Origin of the sequence: Pseudanabaena sp. PCC 6802 (assembly GCF_000332175.1) — a bacterium.
Lineage (GTDB): Bacteria > Cyanobacteriota > Cyanobacteriia > Pseudanabaenales > Pseudanabaenaceae > PCC-6802.
In genome coordinates, this window is sequence record NZ_KB235914.1 from 1,886,466 (window position 1) to 1,904,158 (window position 17,693).

At 47.0% G+C, this 17,693-nt stretch carries 21 protein-coding genes; 7 read left to right on the plus strand and 14 right to left on the minus strand.

What is annotated here, in order from left to right; all coding sequences use genetic code 11:
- Positions 1 to 49 precede the first annotated feature (49 nt).
- The 5 genes from PSE6802_RS0113900 to PSE6802_RS31110 all read right to left on the minus strand — a co-directional run bounded on the left by PSE6802_RS0113900 (position 50) and on the right by PSE6802_RS31110 (position 4,002).
- Complete coding sequence (locus tag PSE6802_RS0113900; protein ID WP_019500666.1) at positions 50 to 364, minus strand: 50S ribosomal protein L23; 315 nt, start codon at positions 362 to 364, stop codon at positions 50 to 52.
- 14 nt (positions 365 to 378) lie between these two features.
- Complete coding sequence (gene rplD, locus PSE6802_RS0113905) at positions 379 to 1,011, minus strand: 50S ribosomal protein L4 (protein WP_019500667.1); 633 nt, start codon at positions 1,009 to 1,011, stop codon at positions 379 to 381.
- Positions 1,012 to 1,029: 18 nt separating this feature from the next.
- Positions 1,030 to 1,671 (minus strand): 50S ribosomal protein L3, encoded by a 642-nt coding sequence (rplC, locus tag PSE6802_RS0113910; protein WP_019500668.1) that lies wholly within the window; start codon positions 1,669 to 1,671, stop codon positions 1,030 to 1,032.
- A 364-nt stretch (positions 1,672 to 2,035) separates the two neighbouring features.
- The gene (locus PSE6802_RS31105; RefSeq protein ID WP_019500669.1) at positions 2,036 to 2,944 is read right to left on the minus strand and encodes a hypothetical protein; all 909 of its coding nucleotides are present in this window, start codon (positions 2,942 to 2,944) and stop codon (positions 2,036 to 2,038) included.
- Positions 2,945 to 3,282: 338 nt separating this feature from the next.
- Positions 3,283 to 4,002 (minus strand): hypothetical protein, encoded by a 720-nt coding sequence (locus PSE6802_RS31110; protein ID WP_019500670.1) that lies wholly within the window; start codon positions 4,000 to 4,002, stop codon positions 3,283 to 3,285.
- Between the two features lie 480 nt (positions 4,003 to 4,482).
- Between PSE6802_RS31110 and PSE6802_RS0113930 the strand changes: the two genes are divergently transcribed.
- Positions 4,483 to 5,244, plus strand: coding sequence for a superoxide dismutase (locus tag PSE6802_RS0113930; protein ID WP_019500672.1), 762 nt, complete (start codon positions 4,483 to 4,485; stop codon positions 5,242 to 5,244).
- Between the two features lie 37 nt (positions 5,245 to 5,281).
- Here the strand turns inward: PSE6802_RS0113930 and PSE6802_RS0113935 are convergent, their stop codons facing one another.
- The 4 genes from PSE6802_RS0113935 to PSE6802_RS0113950 form a co-directional block, all read right to left on the minus strand.
- On the minus strand, positions 5,282 to 5,962 hold the full coding sequence (locus PSE6802_RS0113935; protein ID WP_019500673.1) for a response regulator: 681 nt from the start codon (positions 5,960 to 5,962) through the stop codon (positions 5,282 to 5,284).
- 91 nt (positions 5,963 to 6,053) lie between these two features.
- Positions 6,054 to 6,593 (minus strand): peptide deformylase, encoded by a 540-nt coding sequence (gene def, locus PSE6802_RS0113940; RefSeq protein ID WP_019500674.1) that lies wholly within the window; start codon positions 6,591 to 6,593, stop codon positions 6,054 to 6,056.
- 86 nt (positions 6,594 to 6,679) lie between these two features.
- The gene (locus tag PSE6802_RS0113945; RefSeq protein WP_019500675.1) at positions 6,680 to 6,892 is read right to left on the minus strand and encodes a hypothetical protein; all 213 of its coding nucleotides are present in this window, start codon (positions 6,890 to 6,892) and stop codon (positions 6,680 to 6,682) included.
- 278 nt (positions 6,893 to 7,170) lie between these two features.
- Positions 7,171 to 8,157: a DNA polymerase III subunit delta' gene (locus PSE6802_RS0113950; protein ID WP_019500676.1), complete on the minus strand. Its 987-nt coding sequence runs from the start codon at positions 8,155 to 8,157 to the stop codon at positions 7,171 to 7,173.
- A gap of 155 nt (positions 8,158 to 8,312) precedes the next feature.
- Here PSE6802_RS0113950 and rdgB point away from each other — a divergent pair, with 155 nt between their 5' ends.
- The 3 genes from rdgB to PSE6802_RS0113965 all read left to right on the plus strand — a co-directional run bounded on the left by rdgB (position 8,313) and on the right by PSE6802_RS0113965 (position 10,864).
- Positions 8,313 to 8,912 carry an RdgB/HAM1 family non-canonical purine NTP pyrophosphatase gene (gene rdgB, locus PSE6802_RS0113955; RefSeq protein ID WP_019500677.1) on the plus strand — a complete coding sequence of 200 codons (600 nt, stop codon included), beginning with the start codon at positions 8,313 to 8,315 and terminating at the stop codon, positions 8,910 to 8,912.
- Positions 8,913 to 8,935: 23 nt separating this feature from the next.
- Positions 8,936 to 9,538: a Uma2 family endonuclease gene (locus tag PSE6802_RS0113960; RefSeq protein ID WP_019500678.1), complete on the plus strand. Its 603-nt coding sequence runs from the start codon at positions 8,936 to 8,938 to the stop codon at positions 9,536 to 9,538.
- Positions 9,539 to 9,703: 165 nt separating this feature from the next.
- The gene (locus tag PSE6802_RS0113965) at positions 9,704 to 10,864 is read left to right on the plus strand and encodes a SpoIIE family protein phosphatase (RefSeq protein ID WP_019500679.1); all 1,161 of its coding nucleotides are present in this window, start codon (positions 9,704 to 9,706) and stop codon (positions 10,862 to 10,864) included.
- A 7-nt stretch (positions 10,865 to 10,871) separates the two neighbouring features.
- Here the strand turns inward: PSE6802_RS0113965 and trxA are convergent, their stop codons facing one another.
- From trxA to PSE6802_RS28975, 3 genes are all read right to left on the minus strand, one after another.
- Positions 10,872 to 11,189 carry a thioredoxin gene (gene trxA, locus PSE6802_RS0113970; protein ID WP_019500680.1) on the minus strand — a complete coding sequence of 106 codons (318 nt, stop codon included), beginning with the start codon at positions 11,187 to 11,189 and terminating at the stop codon, positions 10,872 to 10,874.
- 22 nt (positions 11,190 to 11,211) lie between these two features.
- The gene (locus PSE6802_RS0113975) at positions 11,212 to 12,453 is read right to left on the minus strand and encodes a tetratricopeptide repeat protein (protein WP_019500681.1); all 1,242 of its coding nucleotides are present in this window, start codon (positions 12,451 to 12,453) and stop codon (positions 11,212 to 11,214) included.
- Positions 12,454 to 12,520: 67 nt separating this feature from the next.
- Entirely contained in the window at positions 12,521 to 13,093 is a 573-nt protein-coding gene (locus PSE6802_RS28975) for a type IV pilin-like G/H family protein (protein ID WP_019500682.1), read from the minus strand.
- A 280-nt stretch (positions 13,094 to 13,373) separates the two neighbouring features.
- Between PSE6802_RS28975 and PSE6802_RS28980 the strand changes: the two genes are divergently transcribed.
- Positions 13,374 to 15,326, plus strand: a complete 1,953-nt coding sequence (locus PSE6802_RS28980; RefSeq protein ID WP_019500683.1) for an ABC1 kinase family protein — start codon at positions 13,374 to 13,376, stop codon at positions 15,324 to 15,326.
- A gap of 5 nt (positions 15,327 to 15,331) precedes the next feature.
- Entirely contained in the window at positions 15,332 to 15,637 is a 306-nt protein-coding gene (locus PSE6802_RS0113990) for a hypothetical protein (protein ID WP_026103301.1), read from the plus strand.
- Between the two features lie 149 nt (positions 15,638 to 15,786).
- On the opposite strand, the gene psbO is transcribed toward PSE6802_RS0113990, so the two are convergent.
- Positions 15,787 to 16,614: a photosystem II manganese-stabilizing polypeptide gene (gene psbO / locus PSE6802_RS0113995; RefSeq protein ID WP_019500685.1), complete on the minus strand. Its 828-nt coding sequence runs from the start codon at positions 16,612 to 16,614 to the stop codon at positions 15,787 to 15,789.
- A 120-nt stretch (positions 16,615 to 16,734) separates the two neighbouring features.
- On the opposite strand from psbO, the gene PSE6802_RS34095 reads away from it, so the two are divergent.
- Positions 16,735 to 17,043 (plus strand): hypothetical protein, encoded by a 309-nt coding sequence (locus tag PSE6802_RS34095; protein WP_019500686.1) that lies wholly within the window; start codon positions 16,735 to 16,737, stop codon positions 17,041 to 17,043.
- On the opposite strand, the gene aat is transcribed toward PSE6802_RS34095, so the two are convergent.
- Complete coding sequence (aat, locus tag PSE6802_RS0114005; protein ID WP_019500687.1) at positions 17,033 to 17,611, minus strand: leucyl/phenylalanyl-tRNA--protein transferase; 579 nt, start codon at positions 17,609 to 17,611, stop codon at positions 17,033 to 17,035. The genes PSE6802_RS34095 and aat overlap by 11 nt on opposite strands.
- Positions 17,612 to 17,693: the final 82 nt, after the last annotated feature.

The window sequence follows — 17,693 nt, forward strand, 5'->3', positions numbered from 1 at the left end:
AGATCTAAGTCTAAGAACTCAGATAAAAGCTCACAGCAGGCTAGGAACTTTAAACTTCAGGGAAGAGGTTAATTTCGCTACCCGGAGCGAGAGTAACGATGGCACGCTTGTATTGAGGGCGCTTGCCAGCAAATTTGCCAATCCGCCTGGATTTGGCAGGCAGAATATGGGTATTTACTTTTTGCACCTTAACGTCAAACAAAGCTTCAACCGCTGCTTTCACTTCAGGCTTGGTAGCATTCTCAAGCACTTCAAATGTATATTTGTTCTGCTCTAATAAAGCTGTTGCTTTTTCATTCACCAAGGGTCGTCTTAGGACATCGGCAAGACGACGTTGGTTAAATTCTGTTGGTATCTTAGCCATGCTGCTCGTTCTCCCTACTGCTGCGTTCCGTAGACTGCTTGAATCTTCTCTAAAGCGGGCGCTGTAATCACTAGCTTGTCCGCCGTCACCAGGTCAAAAACGTTAAGCTGATCGGCTGTAATTAATACCAAATTAGCTATATTACGAGCTGAAAGGTAGATATTTTCCGCTTTCTCAGCCACAATCAACAAAACTTTCCGATCTGGGGTTACGCCCCAGCGACCTAGAGCTGCAAACAGTTCCTTGGTTTTGGGTTGAGGTAGTTCGGCAGCAAAATCTGCAACTACGACCGCATCGTCCAAACGACCGTGCAAAGCCGTACACAGAGCTAGACGACGTTCTTTACGATTCATCTTGAGATTAAAGTCTCTGGGCTTGGGGCCAAAGATGACACCGCCACCGCGCCAGAGCGGCGATCGCGTCGATCCTGCCCTGGCTCGACCAGTACCCTTCTGCCGCCACGGCTTGCGACCGCCACCGCGCACCTCGGCACGGGTTTTAGCACAAGCATTACCCTGACGAGCATTGTTAAGCTGGCGTATCAGCGCGCGATGCACGATATCAGCAGCACTAGATTCTTTAGCAACGCGCAAATCTAGACTGACTTCACCAATCTGTTTTCCTGTCCAATCTTGTAATACAGGCATATCCTTCTCGATCCTCTCTTAATTCGCCTTACCTACAACCTTGGCGGGAACGATGCTTAACAAAGCACCCGGTTTGCCAGGAACTGTACCTTTGATTAGCAGCAGGTTATTCTCTGCATCTACCTGGAATAGCATCAGCTTGCGACAGGTGATTTGCTTTCCACCCAGGCGGCCTGCCATCCGCTTACCCGGGTAAACGCGACCCGGTGTAGTACCCGCACCAGTGGAGCCAGGCAGACGGTGGTTTTTAGAGCCGTGAGCCATAGGTCCGCGTTTAAATCCATGTCTCTTCTGATAACCTGCAAAACCTTTGCCAATACCCGTACCAATTACATCTACAATCTGTCCGTCATTAAATTGACTGACATCTAAGACCTGACCGAGTTGATAGTTACTAACATCTGGCACGCGATATTCTTTCAGGTGCTTGACAGGATCGCTTTCAGATTTCTTTAAGTGACCCATCTCTGGTTTAGAGATCAGCTTTTCCCTAGTCGTGCCATAGCCAAGCTGAATGGCTTGATAGCCTTCCTTAGCTGCAGTTTTGATTTGCGTAATTTTGCATGGCCCAGCTTGAACAACTGTGACAGGGACGGCATTGCCATCATTGTCAAATAGTTGAGTCATACCGAGCTTTGTGCCGAGAATACCGACAGACATGTTAAAGACTTCCCTTTCTTCTAGATGAAGGCTTTGAGAGGGTTCTGATGGATGGTGAATGAAGCTAGTAAAGTTAGACTAACGATCCGAGCGATCCAGAACTTCAGAAACTCAAACTTGCTTAATAGCTAAGCCACATTTGCAGTAGCAGCTATATTTATGACATGGACACAAGAAGTAAAAACCTCTCAGTTTCCTTTTTAGTCACAGTAAACGAATATAACCTAAATCGGCAACGATTGTCTAGTAAATATTCAAGTATTTTTAAGAATTGCTTGAAATCAAAAAAAACAAGGATGCCCTCTATACTTTACCTTACTTGAGAGGACATCCTGAGTTTTTGCTTGCTGCTAACTAGCCAACCCTATTGTTGTTGAGGTAAAACAAGGCCAGGTAGGGGTGGCACACCTGCGGGTGTCACAATTGGTCTATTGACCGTATCTTGGGGCAGGACAGGTGAAGTTGCATTAGGCGCAGGCGGTAAGATTACTCCAGTAGGTGGGGTAACAGTGGTGCCAGTATTGGGAGTAGGGGCATTAGGATTGGCCAACCCTGAATTAGCAGGCGCATTTGGAGCCACAGCTAATAAACCAACTGGACGAGGTACCTCGACGTTAAATTGCTGAAATATTACTGTTGGCGTACCTGCCGTCTCAATCCTTTTAACCAAGACCTGGTTGTTGACTAAACGTTGTCCAACCTTGACGTATCTGGGTGTAGGCTCGCCCGGTACGTTGACGATCGCATACTGAGTGCCATCCATCTCCATTACGCCACTTACGTTGATCGACTTAGCTTCTGTAGGATCGGGTGGTGGCAATACAGGTGGCTTGCCAACACGTACGCGAGGTGCCGGACTGGGTAGTTGCGGTTTAGTTTGGCTCGGTAATACCGGCAGGGGAGGAAGAGAGCCAGGCAGCACGGCAAAAGGATCGCGCTGGCGATTAGTTGTAACGTTAACTTTCTTACTCAGTAAATCCAGTCTTTGCAGTTTATCTGTCGTGTTTATCAAGCCTGCAATAGTATTTTGAGAAGCTACAAAGGCTTTATTAAACAGGGGCTTCTTCGCCGCGTCAGGGGTTACTTTGACAGCGGACTTGCTAGTACTAGGTGCGGTAGTAGTTGACGTAGCAGGAGATGGAGTTGTAGCGGGTGGAGATGCTGCAACTGGTGAAGGTGAACTGGTTGCTGTTGGAGTACTCTCACCAACAGTACAGGCACTTAATAAAACAGTTGTCGTAACTAGAACGCCAGACCAGTAAAAAACTCGCATCGTACCACTCCTCTATTACCAATTACGAACCAATACTTCAGTTAGATATTGGCTACTTTACGAACAGTCTAAACTGTTAAATTTTAGTACTTAAATATGGAGATTGCAATTAATTTATACAGCGATACGAAATTATTCGCTATGAGTTATAGCACTTTTCAATTGAGAACGGGTTTTATTGATGGGGTGAAGGGGTGGAACCCCTTCTTGGGGGCAACGCCTCCAAACCCCCTTCTCGTTTTCATCTGAAAACCGCTATAGAGATCGGCGTTTAGAGGTCGGTTTTTAGGAAAGAGATTTTACAATTCAGATTGGGATTGTTTTAGTCTAAGGATTGCTTACTTAATATAGCGAGCGAACTCAACTCCATTTTGTTGCAGAATCACCATGGGAGTACCGCCAGTCTCAATATACTTTACTAATACCTTATTGCCCGCAATGCGCTGTCCCTCCCGCACGTATTGCGATGTGACATCGCCCGGTACCGATACAATTGCATAGCGGCGACCAGCAATTTCCACTGTGCCAGTCACTTTTACTGTCTCTGCTTCTTTGAGTACTGGTTGAGGTAGGACGTAGGGGCGAGGCGGCTTAACGGCCAATGGTTGCGGAGGCACCAGTGGGGGCAATTTTAGTGGCGGTGGCGGTGGCGGTGGAATCGCCACTGTGCCAGGTAGAGTGGAGAAGGGATCGCGATCGGGATTGGTTTGCACGTTGACTCGTGCTAGCAGTTCTTGCTGTCGTTTGGCTTTACTAGTAGTTGCTATCAATCCGTATGGTGGTGGGGCAGCTTGTCGTAAAACAGCAGACACATTACTGACAGGATTTTGAGTAGTTACGGGCTTATCAAGAAATATTTTGGTTTTTATAGGTGTTGTGGGAGTCCGAGCGGCCAATTTAGGAGCGCTAGCAGGACTGGTGGTGGCAGTACTCGTTTTATGCACAGCAGAGGTTGGAGTTGCAGTAGAGGTAACGATCTGAGGTGGTTCTGCATTGCTACATGCATTTAGCAATAGAGTTGCTATCCCTAGAGATATAAACGCTTGCAAACTACGCATTTGTCTCCTCCTAATCGCAAATTCCTAAAGTGTTCAGTCAAATTGTAGGGCTGTTCCCCGTACGTCATCGTTAACCATTCCTCGGTCGAAGGCGATCGCACCTTCGGCAGCCAGGCGATCTAGGCGGCATCGATGCGATCGGAGATCGCCGCAATTTTGCCTTGTCGCAGGAGGACATCTCCTAACAAAAACTCGCCGTTTGGCAGCAAAATCTGACTCTGTCGGATCGGGATAGCCAAGGTTATATAGCAGTTTTCACTTGAGAACGGGTTTTATTTTTGGGGTGAAGGGGTTCCACCCCTTCTTGGGGGCAACGCCCCCAAACCCCCTACTCTTTACCGATCTGAAAACCGCTATATCTCCAATCTAAGAAATGGTAGCGTTGTGGAAGTATAAGGTTGCAAATCTTTCTTAACCTCCAATTCGTTCCATAAAGGTCATAATTCTAGCTTAGAAATTAGTAATAACTGTTAAATATCTATGACTCTGAAACGCCGAGATTTCTTAATGTTTTTAGGGGTTGGCACTACACTAGCACTTTCCAGCACCCTACCGCTAGGTTTGTTCGAGCAGGCTTGGGCGGGGGCGGACAATACTGCCTCTGACTTGGGGGAAAAAGCTGAGACAGCCGCAGATTTTAAGCTGCCACCCCTTCCCTATGACTATGCTGCGCTGGAGCCTCACATCGATACGAGCACCATGCAATTTCACCATGACAAGCACCATGCTGCCTATGTCAAAAACTTAAACGATGCGGTGGCTAAATATCCCGAACTCAAGGGTAGGAGCGCCGAAGACATGATTCGCAACCTGAATAGCGTCCCTGAAGCCATTCGTACGGTTATTCGCAATAACGGCGGCGGACATATCAATCATTCCATGTTTTGGGAGATTATGAGTCCTAGTGGAGGTAAACCAACGGGCGATGTGGCTAAAGCGATCAACAAATCTTTTGGTAGTTTGAGCGCCTTTCAGGAAAAGTTTAACGAAGCGGGAGCCAAAGTATTTGGTAGTGGTTGGGTTTGGTTAGTAATGGACAGAGAAGGTAGACTCAAGGTTACCAGTACGCCCAACCAGGATAGCCCTTTGATGGTGGGAGAATTCCCGATCGTGGGTAATGATGTTTGGGAACATGCCTATTACCTCAATTACCAGAACCGCCGTGCTGACTATTTAAAAGCATGGTGGAATGTAGTTAACTGGCAAGAAGTTAACAAACGTTTTCTAATTGCTGTGGGTTAGTAATATTTTCGTACAGCCATAATAGTTTGGATATTAATTACTGCTTGCTGGCGAGGGTTGCCTGCAAAGATCTAATTTCTTTTAACAAAACCATCATGCCCTTGCTTTGGTAGTCAAGCTGCCGCGTTAGTTTGTCTACTTTTTGATCCAATTGAGATATTGTATTCTCTTGCTTTTGGATGATGGAGTGCAGATCGACTACCCTCGCTACTACTTCTTTCTGAATGAGTTGCTCGATACCCTGGGTCAACATAGACTCTGTGGCTGTGAGCTTAGCCATTAGCATTTGTGAAGAACTTTGTCCTTCCAATTGCCCCTCCTCCAGGCTGGGGCCAGGTGCTGGGCTAGCTTTGGTCGGCAGTAGCCGCTGGATCATGCCGATCAGAGTATCTGCCTCAAAAGGTTTCTCGAGGAATTCAAACCCAACAAAAGGTTCGGGCACGTGTTCGGCTACCTGCTCCTTTAAGCCAGAAATCATGATGACAGGCGTATCTTTTAAATTGTCAAACCGACGTATCGCTTGCAGTGTCTGATAGCCGTTGTATTTTGGCATAACAAAGTCCAGCAAAATCAGATCTGGGTTGGAGCGCCGAGCTATATCCAGTCCCGTTTTGCCATCATTAGCTTCTAGGACTTCATACATGCCTGCCAATATATTTTTGACCGTCTTGCGGATCATGATGCTGTCATCAATCACCAATATTTTTTGTGCTGTCATCTTAAAAGCCCATGAAATAATGTTGGTGTTCGGAACATGATATTAGCTAATAGCCAGATATTGTTGTAATTTCCGAGAGAGTATAGATTATTTAACTTGTCTGAACAAGCTTTAGATATTCCTCCTCAGTAACAATCTCCAGGCTACTTTCGACTCGATCTAAAAAGACCTTACCGCTCAAGTGATCGTATTCGTGCTGGAATACCCTGGCAATAAAATCGGTAAATCGGCGATGCTCAACTTGACCTTGGCAATTAGTATACCCAACCTCGATCGCTTGATATCTCGGCACTAAGCCCCTAATGCCTGGAATTGACAGGCAGCCCTCCCAATCTTTGACTAGTTCATTAGAGCAAGATTCCAGCCAGGGGTTAATCATCACCACTGGCTCCATGTAAGGAGCATGCGGGTACCTGGGATTGGGGCGGGAAGCAACTACGATAATTTGTAGCGATCGCCCTAACTGAGGTGCAGCGATACCAACGCCATTGCTTGCACTTAGAACTGACATTAATCGCTCGATCGAACTCTGGACGGATTCGTCCAGGACGTTTGTGACGGGATTAGCGCGCGATCGCAGTATAGGGTTGCCTAACTGACAAATAGGTAATGTTGTATGGTTAGTAGTCATTAGAATCTATGCTTGCTAGTGGAATAGGGCTAATGGGATTCTAAACTATCAGGACTGCTCCTCACCGGACAGTAGTATCGTGCGGTTTACTCCTGGTCAAGGATTTCAATTAAAGCATCAGCTTCAAACACGGCTGCCCTGGCTTTTTGGTAGACATCTTCAAATTGCAAGTTGGCTGTTGCCAGCCCTTGCATAATCATGATGGCAAAGTATTCGCGCTTAGTGATGCCCGCAACATACGTGTCTTGATCTTTGTGGTAGCCCACCGGAAATGCACTATCATTACGCCTGGTTGTCATTGCCATTACTCCTCAATTTTTCATATGTTAAATCATAGCCGTAGACAGATTCGGTTAATACAGGGGGCGTAATTTATAGCCATAGACAGATCTGTTAGGACAGGGGGTGTGGGGGCTGCGCCCCCACGCAGGGGTGAAACCCCTGCACCCCGTCCTAAGACTGTTGACAGCTATACCTAAAGTTAACTGCTATAGAAAAAACCCATAGCAGACTTTGCTATGGGTGTATGCGACTGAAAATATTTGAACAATTTTATATTACCCAGCCTAAACTTTTATTACTCGGCAAATTCGCGTAGATTCGACGCATATTGCAAAAATGTTATTTCCCATACCAGACGAGGTTGCACGTAGCTGTTTAGTTGTTGCCTTGCTGCTTCCAGGCTCTGCATCATATTCAGTAACAATGCGGAATTGTCCGTTTTAGATAGCAAACTCGACTGCCAGTAATAGTTTTGCAGGTAGTCGATCAACCAAATTTGAGATTCGACATCTAGTTCTCGATCGATTTGCCTGGCTAATTCCAGGGCTTGAAGCGATCGTTGGGGGGGCTGCTGCACGGCTGCCAGCAAGTCGGGCGATATACTCTGAAATTGTGCCATCGCGGAGATGGCTGCTCCTGGGGAACCCTGGGCAAGTGTTATAACTGAGTCCGGTAAATTATCTCGACCAATTTGATGCAGTACTTGCTGTAGAGCGGACTGCGATAGGCGATAGAAGGGAATGCGCTGACAGCGAGAAACTAAGGTGGGTAAAACCGACCCTGGATCGGGAGCGATCGCGATAATTGTGGCCTGACCTGGTTCTTCTAGCGTTTTGAGCAGCGCATTTGCGGCTGGCTCTGCCATTGTTTGAGCTTCGGTGATAATTACTACCGATCGCTTGCTTTCGAGCGGCGGACGACTGAGAAAATCAGCCACTTCCCGCACTTGTTCCAGGCGAATTTGGGGGGCGGCGCGGCGCTTTAGCCCAGCCGCTTCGGCTTCAGCGGTCGTTAGCAGTTTGCCTTTATCGAGATAGGTCGGTTCTACCCATAAAACATCGGGATGGTTGCGAGCTTTGACGCGGCTGAAAGCATTCGAGACGAAATCGCTTGACCTGCGATCTGCAACTAGCATTTGCGTAAATGCTTGAGCGGCCAGAGACCGACCCGTGCCGGACGGCCCCACAAATAGGTAGCCAGGTGCTATGTGATCGCGGGCGATCGCCGCTCTCAACAGAGCGATTGCCTGCGATTGGCCGATAATTGCACTAAATGCATCCATAGATGAGGCCGCGATCCTGGTGGAAGCAGGGCAAAAGTTTGTGGCTAAGTACTTATCTGCCTACAATATATAGCAGTACGAATATATAACAGTCCGAAGCTATTCATGCATTAAAAGCTAAAAGCTGATAGCTAAAAGCTGATAGCTAACCTTGTATGACATTAAAAGAAGTAAAAATAAAAAATTTGGTGATTGCTAGCGGTAATCGCGGCAAAGTAGAGGAATTTAAGGATTACCTCAATGGTTTGGGCTTTAGTTTATTACCTAAACCCGATGAAATTGAGGTGGAGGAGACTGGCGCGACGTTTATTGAAAATGCCTATTTAAAGGCTTCTCAAGTGGCGATCGCCACGCAGGAGTGGGCGCTTGCGGATGATTCCGGCCTGGAAGTCGCCGCACTCAATGGCGCTCCAGGTGTATTTTCTGCTCGGTATGGCAAAAACGATCGAGAGCGCATCGCTCGTATTCTGGCGGAGTTGGGAGATCGGACGCAACGAGAGGCACAGTTTGTCTGCGCGATCGCGATCGCATCACCTGATGGCAAAATCGCAATCGATGCCGTTGGTATCTGTAAAGGTGAGATCCTCTATGCTCCCGCTGGCGATCGAGGATTTGGTTACGATCCTATATTCTATGTAGCTCAGTACAATTTGACTTTTGCCCAAATGTCGCCTCAGCTCAAGGCAGAAATCAGTCACCGCGGTAAAGCATTGGAAATACTTCGCCCTAAGCTCAAAGATTTAGCAATTTCATAAACTGTCGCATTAGGAGAAACGCCATGTCTGCGATCGCCAAAACTGCAACCGCAACAACTTCAGATCGGTCGAGCAAGAAGATATGGACAGATGAAGAGTTTATGGCGCTCAGCCAAAGCGATCGTCGCTACGAACTCGTGAACGGAGAAATAATTGAAATGGGAAATTCCGGCGCAAAGCACGGCTACCTTTGTAGCCTTTTGATTATGGCTTTGATGAATTACACGTTACCCCAACAATTAGGTGTAGTCTTAGACTCCAGCACGGCATTCAAGATGAAAAACGGTAACAAGCGCTCTCCTGATATTTCTTTTTTTGCCAAAGAACGTTTAGAAGGACTTGAGGAATTACCAACTGGATTTTTGGAAGGTTCCCCCGATCTGGCAATAGAAGTTCTCTCTCCTAACAATACAGTTGAGGAAATTCATGACAAGCTAGTGGAATACTTCGAAAATGGGACTCGTCTAGTTTGGGTCATCCATCCGAGCGAACATTACGTTCTGGTCTATCTTTCTGCCCAAGAACCAGATTGTCTGCTGAAATCTGGCGACTGTCTTGATGGCAAAAACGTCATCCCTGGCTTTAGCCTACCTGTATCGGAGCTATTCCAAAAATTACCGTTTTAAGTATAGCGGTTTTCAGATCGGAAGAGGTAGGGGGTTTGGGGACAACGCCCCCAAGAAGGCGAGGCAGGGAGGTCTTGGGGGGTTCCCGCTAGAGCCACTGCCGTGTGGAACCCCTTCACCCCATCAATAAAACACGTTCTCAATTGAAAAGCACTATACGATAGTATGTCTAAAATTCTAATTGTGGATGACGATGTCATAGTTCAGATGGTTTTAAAGAAAGCTTTGGTGGAACAAGGCTATGAGGTGGTTGTCGCCAAAAATGGAGAGGAGGGTATAGAGCAGGCGATCGCGCACCACCCCGCCCTAATTATCTGCGACTGGATGATGCCAGGAACTGATGGACTGGAAGTCTGTCGTCAAATCAAACAGAACGAGAGCTTATCGACTACTTTCTTTATTCTTTTGACTGCGCGTAGCGATGTCAAAGATCGTGTCAGAGGACTGGACAATGGTGCTGATGATTTTCTGTCTAAGCCGATTGAATTTACAGAACTTACAGCTAGAGTCCGGGCAGGACTGCGTTTGTATCAGTTAAATCAAGATCTGCGCGAGCAGAAACAATTAGTGGAGAAACAGAAACGACTGTTGGAATCCGAACTCAACGAAGCTGCAGAATACGTGCGATCGCTTCTACCCAAGCCCTTAAGCTCGACCGTTAAAATTGACTCGGCATTTATTCCATCCAGTCGGTTAGGAGGTGACTGTTTTGACTACTACTGGCTAGATGAAAATCGAATGGTCATTTATCTGTTGGACACATCAGGTCACGGCGTTGGTGCCGCATTGCTATCGATCTCGGTTTTGAATTTATTGCGTTCCAAATCGCAAACCTTGGACTTTGGCAATCCTAGCGCGGTGATGAAAGAACTCAATCAGGCATTTCAAATGACTCAGCAGGGTAATAGATATTTCTCGATGTGGTACGGAGTTTATCATCAAGCCGATCGCCGTCTCGTGTATGCCAATGCCGGTCATTCTCCTGCCATATTAATTTCAAAAGACATGAATGGTAGCGATCGGGTTCAGAAATTAGATTCACTAAGTATGCCTGTCGGGTTTTTCTTGAGGACGGAATTTTTGAGCGCAGAATGCCACATCCCGCCCGGCAGCAAGCTATACATCTTTAGCGACGGTATCTATGAAATCAAGCAGAGTGATGGGAAACTATGGGGAATTAACCGTCTGATCGAATTAATGTCAGAGGATGCCAGCGATCCCAACGTTAGTGGAGTCGAACGGGTAGTAAATTACGTGCAGCAGGCTAATGGTAGCTCGCGATTTAGAGATGATGTCTCGCTGTTAAAAGTGCAATTCGATCCCTGAACAAACTCTACACCCAAGCATTCAAGCGATCGTATAACTGGTCGGCGGTTAAAACCCCTTCAATGCGATCGACGGGCTGACCATTTTTGAAGATTACCATCGTGGGTAAGGCGCTAATTCTATATTCAGTGGCGAGGGCAGGATAGTTATCCGTGTTAATTTTGACAATCTGAGCTTTATCCTGCACTTTAGGGCTGACTTGCTCCAGGATTCCTGCCATAATTTGGCAAGGCCCGCACCATGGGGCATAGAAATCAACTAAAAGCGGTAGCTCCGATCCTTGAATCAACTCTTCAAAACTTGCAAATTGCTTCTTAACCGCCATACATTACTTCCCAAAGTGTTTGTTAATATTTTAAACCTAAATCCCTCATGCCATCTCGTATTATCTGGGCGCGGTTGGAATTATTTTGGCGTTCGTGCAACGCAATTGCTTGCACGAACGCAGCGATCGCTTCTTGCATTTGTCCCAGCTTGAGTAGAGTTACACCAAGATTTTGATGGGCATCAGCATACTCGGGATCGAGCGCGATCGCTTGCCGATAGGCTGAAGTTGCCGATCGCAGTTGGCCTGAAGACTTTAGAGCAATACCGAGGTTGTAAAATCCCTTAGCAAAATCAGGGGCTATTTGGGTTACTCGCTGATAGGCAGCGATCGCTTGCTCGTATTTCCCCTGGGCTTGCCAAAGATTCCCTAAGTTATTAAGGGCAGGCAACTTAACAAGATCGGGGACATCCAGAACTAAAGCCTGCTGGTAACAATTTTCTGCTATTTGCCACTCGCCCTGGTGGCTGCGCGCGATCGCGGCATGATAAAACAACTCAAATTGCACATGGGGATTGGCATCACTGGATTGGTTCAGGATAGCTATGCCCTGTTGGATTAAATCCAACCCTCGGCTGGGTTCCCCACTTTCCACATATAAAGCACCTAGCTTGCTGTGCATATAGGCATCGCTGGGAAATTCGGCTAAGTGTTTTTGCATTAAGCGCTTTGCCAGATTTTGCTTCCCCTTCATGTCGATTTCGCTACTTTGATAGCCATAGTGTTGGATGCTTACACCCGAGACTTCATAAACCTGCCAGTGGGGAGACTGCTGCCTAATTTTGCTAATACTATCGTCAATGGATTCGTGGTAGTAACCGCTAAAGTAAATATCCGCTCGTCTTCTAAAGAAGCGCGATACGAGAGAATAGGGGGATTGCTTCGCCTCGATCTCTTGTCTGAGCAGATTTGCAGATAGACAGTCCCTCTGTTTAACTAGCTGCTTGAGTTTAATTTTTGCAGATGGTTCTAGTTTCTCATCCGCATCCAGAACTAAAATCCAATCGCCAGAAGCTTGTTGAAGGGAGTAGTTACGTGCAGTAGCAAAGTCATCGCACCAGTCAAATTGAAATACCCTTGCCCCACGTTGCTTGGCAATCATTACCGTATCGTCAGTAGAGCCAGTATCGACAACGATCGCTTCGTCCACAAAACCTCGCACGCTATCCAGGCAATCGGCAATGCGGTGCGATTCATTTTTGACGATCGCGCACAAACTAACGACCGTTGATGTTTTGCCAAATCCTCGGGGCGATCGCGCCATGACTATAGATAAACTAAAGATACCTAGAGCATCTTATCGAAATGTAGCGATTCTAGGTAGATTGCTCTTATTGGGCATCATCAGAGAAGCTAGCCGGACATTGTGGCTCGTTTGTGGGGATATCGATATCACCGTTACCTATAGGGGCATTGCCAGTACTATTTGCCGTACATATTTTATATTTTATTAGGGATTCATTAGCAGCGGTTACCATCACCACAACCCCTGCATAGGATCTGACGGCTACTTTTTGGGCGGTGGCTTTATTCGTGATTCTGGTCGTGAGTAGTGCCGGATCGCCTTCTGAAGCATACTGGTAGTTTTGCGTTTGGGATGATAGCCCTACGCCCAGTTTATTAATATCATCGGTGAAAATCAGTTTTTCTGAGTAGTAGGCGTGCTGACCTTTGTTGAGCGCTCCCACATAGGCTTTAGCTTCTGCTTGTCTGGCTTTAGTAGTTTGATTCAAAAAACTAGGCAGAGCGATCGCCGCCAGAATACCAATAATAATAATTACGACCAGCAGTTCGATCAGCGTAAACCCACCTAAACCAGACTTTGCCCGCTTTTGGCGGAGATGGTCGAGCATATACACCAGAAACATCTGCCTAAATTTTGACTGCCCAAATTTTGCGTTCATATAATTACCCCTGCATCGAATGCCCGATCTCATGCCCCCGACATGCAACCAGAATTGTAGAAATCAGAACTTCGCTATTAGAACATAATTGACGAATATTCTGATGCAAACAACTTACCCACTTGCTAGCGGTTTTATTTCATATAGCATTAGGCTATTTAACGGAATTTTTACCTATGCAGGCAGATATAACCTTCATCCTAACCACGTATATCCCGCGATACAAGTTGTAGCTATCCAGTGATAGTTAAAATATTCTGTAAATTTACTTGCGAATTCTATGCCCATTGCCCCAAGTTCAGGATTGCAGCTCGACCGTTATGATGCCGAAGCCATTGCCGATCGCTATCGACGCATGCCCTTGCGGGTGTGGTGGCGGGGTCTCGGTATCTTTATCCCTATGTTTATGCTGTACCTGAGGATGTGGTGGGATGCCAAGATGGGGCGATCGGCCCAAATGGCACAAAAGCGCGCCCAAGAGATCAGGCAATTACTCACAAAACTAGGGCCTGCTTTCATTAAGATCGGACAGGCATTATCCACTCGTCCCGACATTCTGCCGCCAGTATATATGAACGAACTGGCCCAGTTGCAAGATCAATTACCAGCCTTCCCCAATGAAATCGCTTTTCAATTTATTCGCGAAGAGCTAGGTGCCGATCCCCTTGAGATCTATGCCGAAATTTCTCCTAACGCGATCGCAGCGGCATCTTTAGGACAGGTGTACAAGGGCAAATTGCATACGGGTGAAAAAGTGGCGATTAAGGTGCAGCGCCCGGATATTGCCGAAGGTATTGCCCTGGACATGTACGTTTTGCGGGGTCTAGCTGCCTGGGCAAAACAAAATTTTAAATTTATTCGTAGCAACCTGGTAGGGATCTTAGATCAGTTTGCCAGTCGCATTTTCGAGGAGATGGACTATATCCATGAAGGGCAAAATGCGGAAAAGTTTGCTCGATTTTACAGCCAGCAACCAGGAATTTACGTGCCGTTAATCTACTGGCAGTTCACCGCCAAGCGCGTCCTGACTATGGAATGGGTGGATGGGGTAAAGCTAACGGATCTAGATAGGATCGGGTCTCTGGGCTTTGATAGTCGAGAAATAATTGGAGTTGGCGTGGAATGCTCGCTACGCCAGTTACTGGATCGCGGTTTTTTCCACGCCGACCCCCATCCTGGCAACCTCCTGGTCATGAACGATGGCAAATTGGCTTACCTTGACTTTGGCATGATGAGTCATGTGGAAGCCGACCAGCGCTATGGGTTGATCGAGTCCATCGTACATTTGGTAAATCGGGACTATGAGGCTTTGGCAAGGGACTACGTGCGTTTGGGATTTTTAGATCCTGGTGTCGATCTCGATGGGATCTCTCCTGCCCTGGCAAAGGTATTTAACGAATCGCTGGATGTGGGTGTGGCGCAGATGAGCTTTAAAAACATTACCGACCAACTCTCCCAAATTATGTACGACTATCCCTTTGAAGTGCCAGCCTACTACGCGCTGATTATTAGATCGCTAGTTACTTTGGAAGGCATTGCCTTAGCAGTCGATCCGAGTTTCAAAGTTTTGAGTCTTGCCTATCCCTATGTTGCCAACCGCATTTTGACCGATCGCTCGCCGGAATTGCGTAATGCTCTTAAGGATTTGCTCTTTAGCGATGGCGCGTTCCGCTGGACTCGTCTGGAAAATTTACTCCGCAATGCCAAGTCCAACCAGGACTATAATCTTCGCGAAACCATCGACCAGGTTACCGACTTCTTGCTGTCCGATCGCGGTGAATATATGCGCGATCGCTTAGTGGACGAGTTAGTCAAGGGAATTGAAGTCGCTACTGCCCAAAGACTGCCAAAATCCTTTAGGAAGATGGCTAATACTAAAGAGCCAGGCAATGCATCCCAGCCAGCAACTGATACCAGCTTCGATCGCCTGGCTGCAATCTGGTCGATTTTGCAGCAAGATCGGCAGTTGCAACCCCTCGATATCGTACCGATCGCGGGACGCATTTTAATGAAGCCGGAAACACAGGAAATGGGACGCAATGTTCTCTCGCAATTGGCACAACGGGCTTTAGCTAGAATAATTCGAGAAATGGTATTGCGCGATGAAAGGGAAGCCGCCAGTAAATCAGCAAGTAAAACTTCGGCTCGCTCGATCCCTCTTGCTACTGGAGCAGCTAATCCTGCTCCGGTTGGCAAACATCTCAGCCGCCAGGTAAACGGACGTAGTTGGTAGATAACGTGCGGGTCAAACTAGAAAACGAAATACTATTTATCGATCGCGAGGATCTGCCTAACTACAAAAAAGGGGGGGCAGTTGTGCGGAATAGCTATTTTTGGGCATTAAAGTCAATTGCGGGACGAGCGTCGCGCGATCGCGACTGGGAGTTCGAATCTGAAGTATGGCTGGCTCTCGCCAGAATGCTCATGTCATTTCGGGAATCTGGCTATCTTTTTCTCAGCGAGACCACACTAGAATTTCCACACCACATCGATGAGATACCTGAGGTGCTGCGATCGGTTTCAGCTTGGCAAGACCAACCATGAAACTGAATTTGCCGCACCCATAGGCATAGGGTGCGGCAAATTCAAGAACGATTGATTGTACGGTTTAGGGGCATTAATCGCGGGGGCGGGGCAACCACAGGGGGGATTGCCCCTACAGGAAATCGATCTATGAGAAATCTCCCGAGTATCTAGCTTACTTTGCCGTAGAAAACGCCACGAATCTTGACTTCATGGGGCTCGACCGCGCCTAGATCGGTGCCAGAGAACTGTTCGCACTCAAACGTACCAGCAATTTCTCCTGTCTCGCTGCTTAATTTAGCAATTTGCAAAGACATATCGCCCTTGTAGGTGGTATCGTCCTTTACGCTCTTCTTCCCAAATTCATCGCGTCTGGCTGGTAGGGCTTCAGCGGCATCATAGCCGATTGATAAGCCGCGTCCTTTAGGATCGATGAAGCTAGGGCCGCGATAAGTAGGAACATCGGTTGTGCCCTCAAAGTTAGCAGAGGTGCCGATGCCATTCAGGCCAGGTTGAGTCTTAGCTTTGTATCCCTTGATGGTAAATAAGATGGCAATGCGTTCTCCACCTGGCATTTGCACGGTGATGGGTTGATAATCTAGACCTTCTTTTTCCTCAAGTGTCAGGCTACCATCTGATTGCAGGGTAACATCGGCTTGAACATAGTCAAGGCTAGTAGTCTTGCGAGTTACCAACTTAGCAGGCACAAATTCCGGAGCTTTACGCTTACTAGCTGACTCTTCTTTGACGTAAAATTCCGTTGGTTGCAGGCATAAATCGGTAATTTTCACGGTTTTGCCTGGTTCCATCGGAATCAAACCGCGCCCCCGAGTGCTACCTGCAATTTCAGGACAAAGGTTTGCCAACCCCGTACCTCTAACCTGGTCGTAGGTAAGACCGTCGTGGCGCTCAACCGCGATCGCATTACCTCCGAATGCAAGTGTGAATAGGCTGATACACAAGACTAAAATAACTCTAATAAAATAGCGATGATTCATGATTAACCTCTTGATTAATTTCCAGGAAAGCTGAAATAAACCATTTTTAAAATTTTCTCGATAGACTGACTGAGAATAAAAATTCCAATCATCATCTTAACGCGCACGAGGACACTTGTTTTGGAGCAATTTGAGCAACGCAACTCCCTAGAGCTGAACGCTTTGTCGGAGCAACTACGATCGCTTGCAAAAAAGTATGAAGGCGACCCCCAGAAACTGCTAGGTATTTTGCGAACCCTGGAGCAGTTACACAATGAGATCTGTGAAAACCTTTTCCAACCTGCTCTGCCTAATACTCGTCATGGTTTATTTGACTTACTTCAAGATATAGAAGCAAATGGTGGGTGGCCTTACATCTATCGTATAAGGTTAAGTGACCTATGTAGAAATTTGATCCAGGCTGAGGAGGAGGATGGGGTTAGGGAGTAAACCGACAAGGTTGGCTGAGGGCTATTTGTAAAAGTTGTTGGTATTCGCGATCTCCTACTTCGTAGGCTCCAAACCTTGCCAGGTGGGGGTTCATTAGTTGGGCATCAAATAGGACATAGCCTCTTGCCCTTAAATGTTGTACTAGCTTCACCATTGCGACCTTAGAGGCTTCAGGAATGCGATAGAACATGGATTCGCCAATAAATATGCCATTAATCGCAATGCCTAATATCCCGCCAGCTAGCTCCTCACCTTGCCATGTTTCAAAGCTATGTGCCCATCCAGCTTGATTTAGGTCGCGATAAACCTGCTTTAGTTCGGGTGAAATCCAGGTGGTCTCCCGGTTAGCGCAGAGGTCAACCACCTTATTAAACGCAGCGTTAATTTTGACGCTAAACCGCGCCTGGTTAAGAACCCGTTGCAGCGATCGCGGGTAGCGAAACCGCTCGTCCAGGGGAATTAGCGTGCGTTCGTAGGCATAAAACCATGCTAAAGGTTCATTTTCCGACTCCGCCATCAGAAAGTGTCCTTGGGCATAGCCGGAGATCGCAGTGTCAACGTCTAGCATTTACAGTCGAGATCGTTGCAAAAGTTTAACAATATTGCCATCAAATAATTAAGAAAATCTTAAGATAACGCCTCGTACAAAT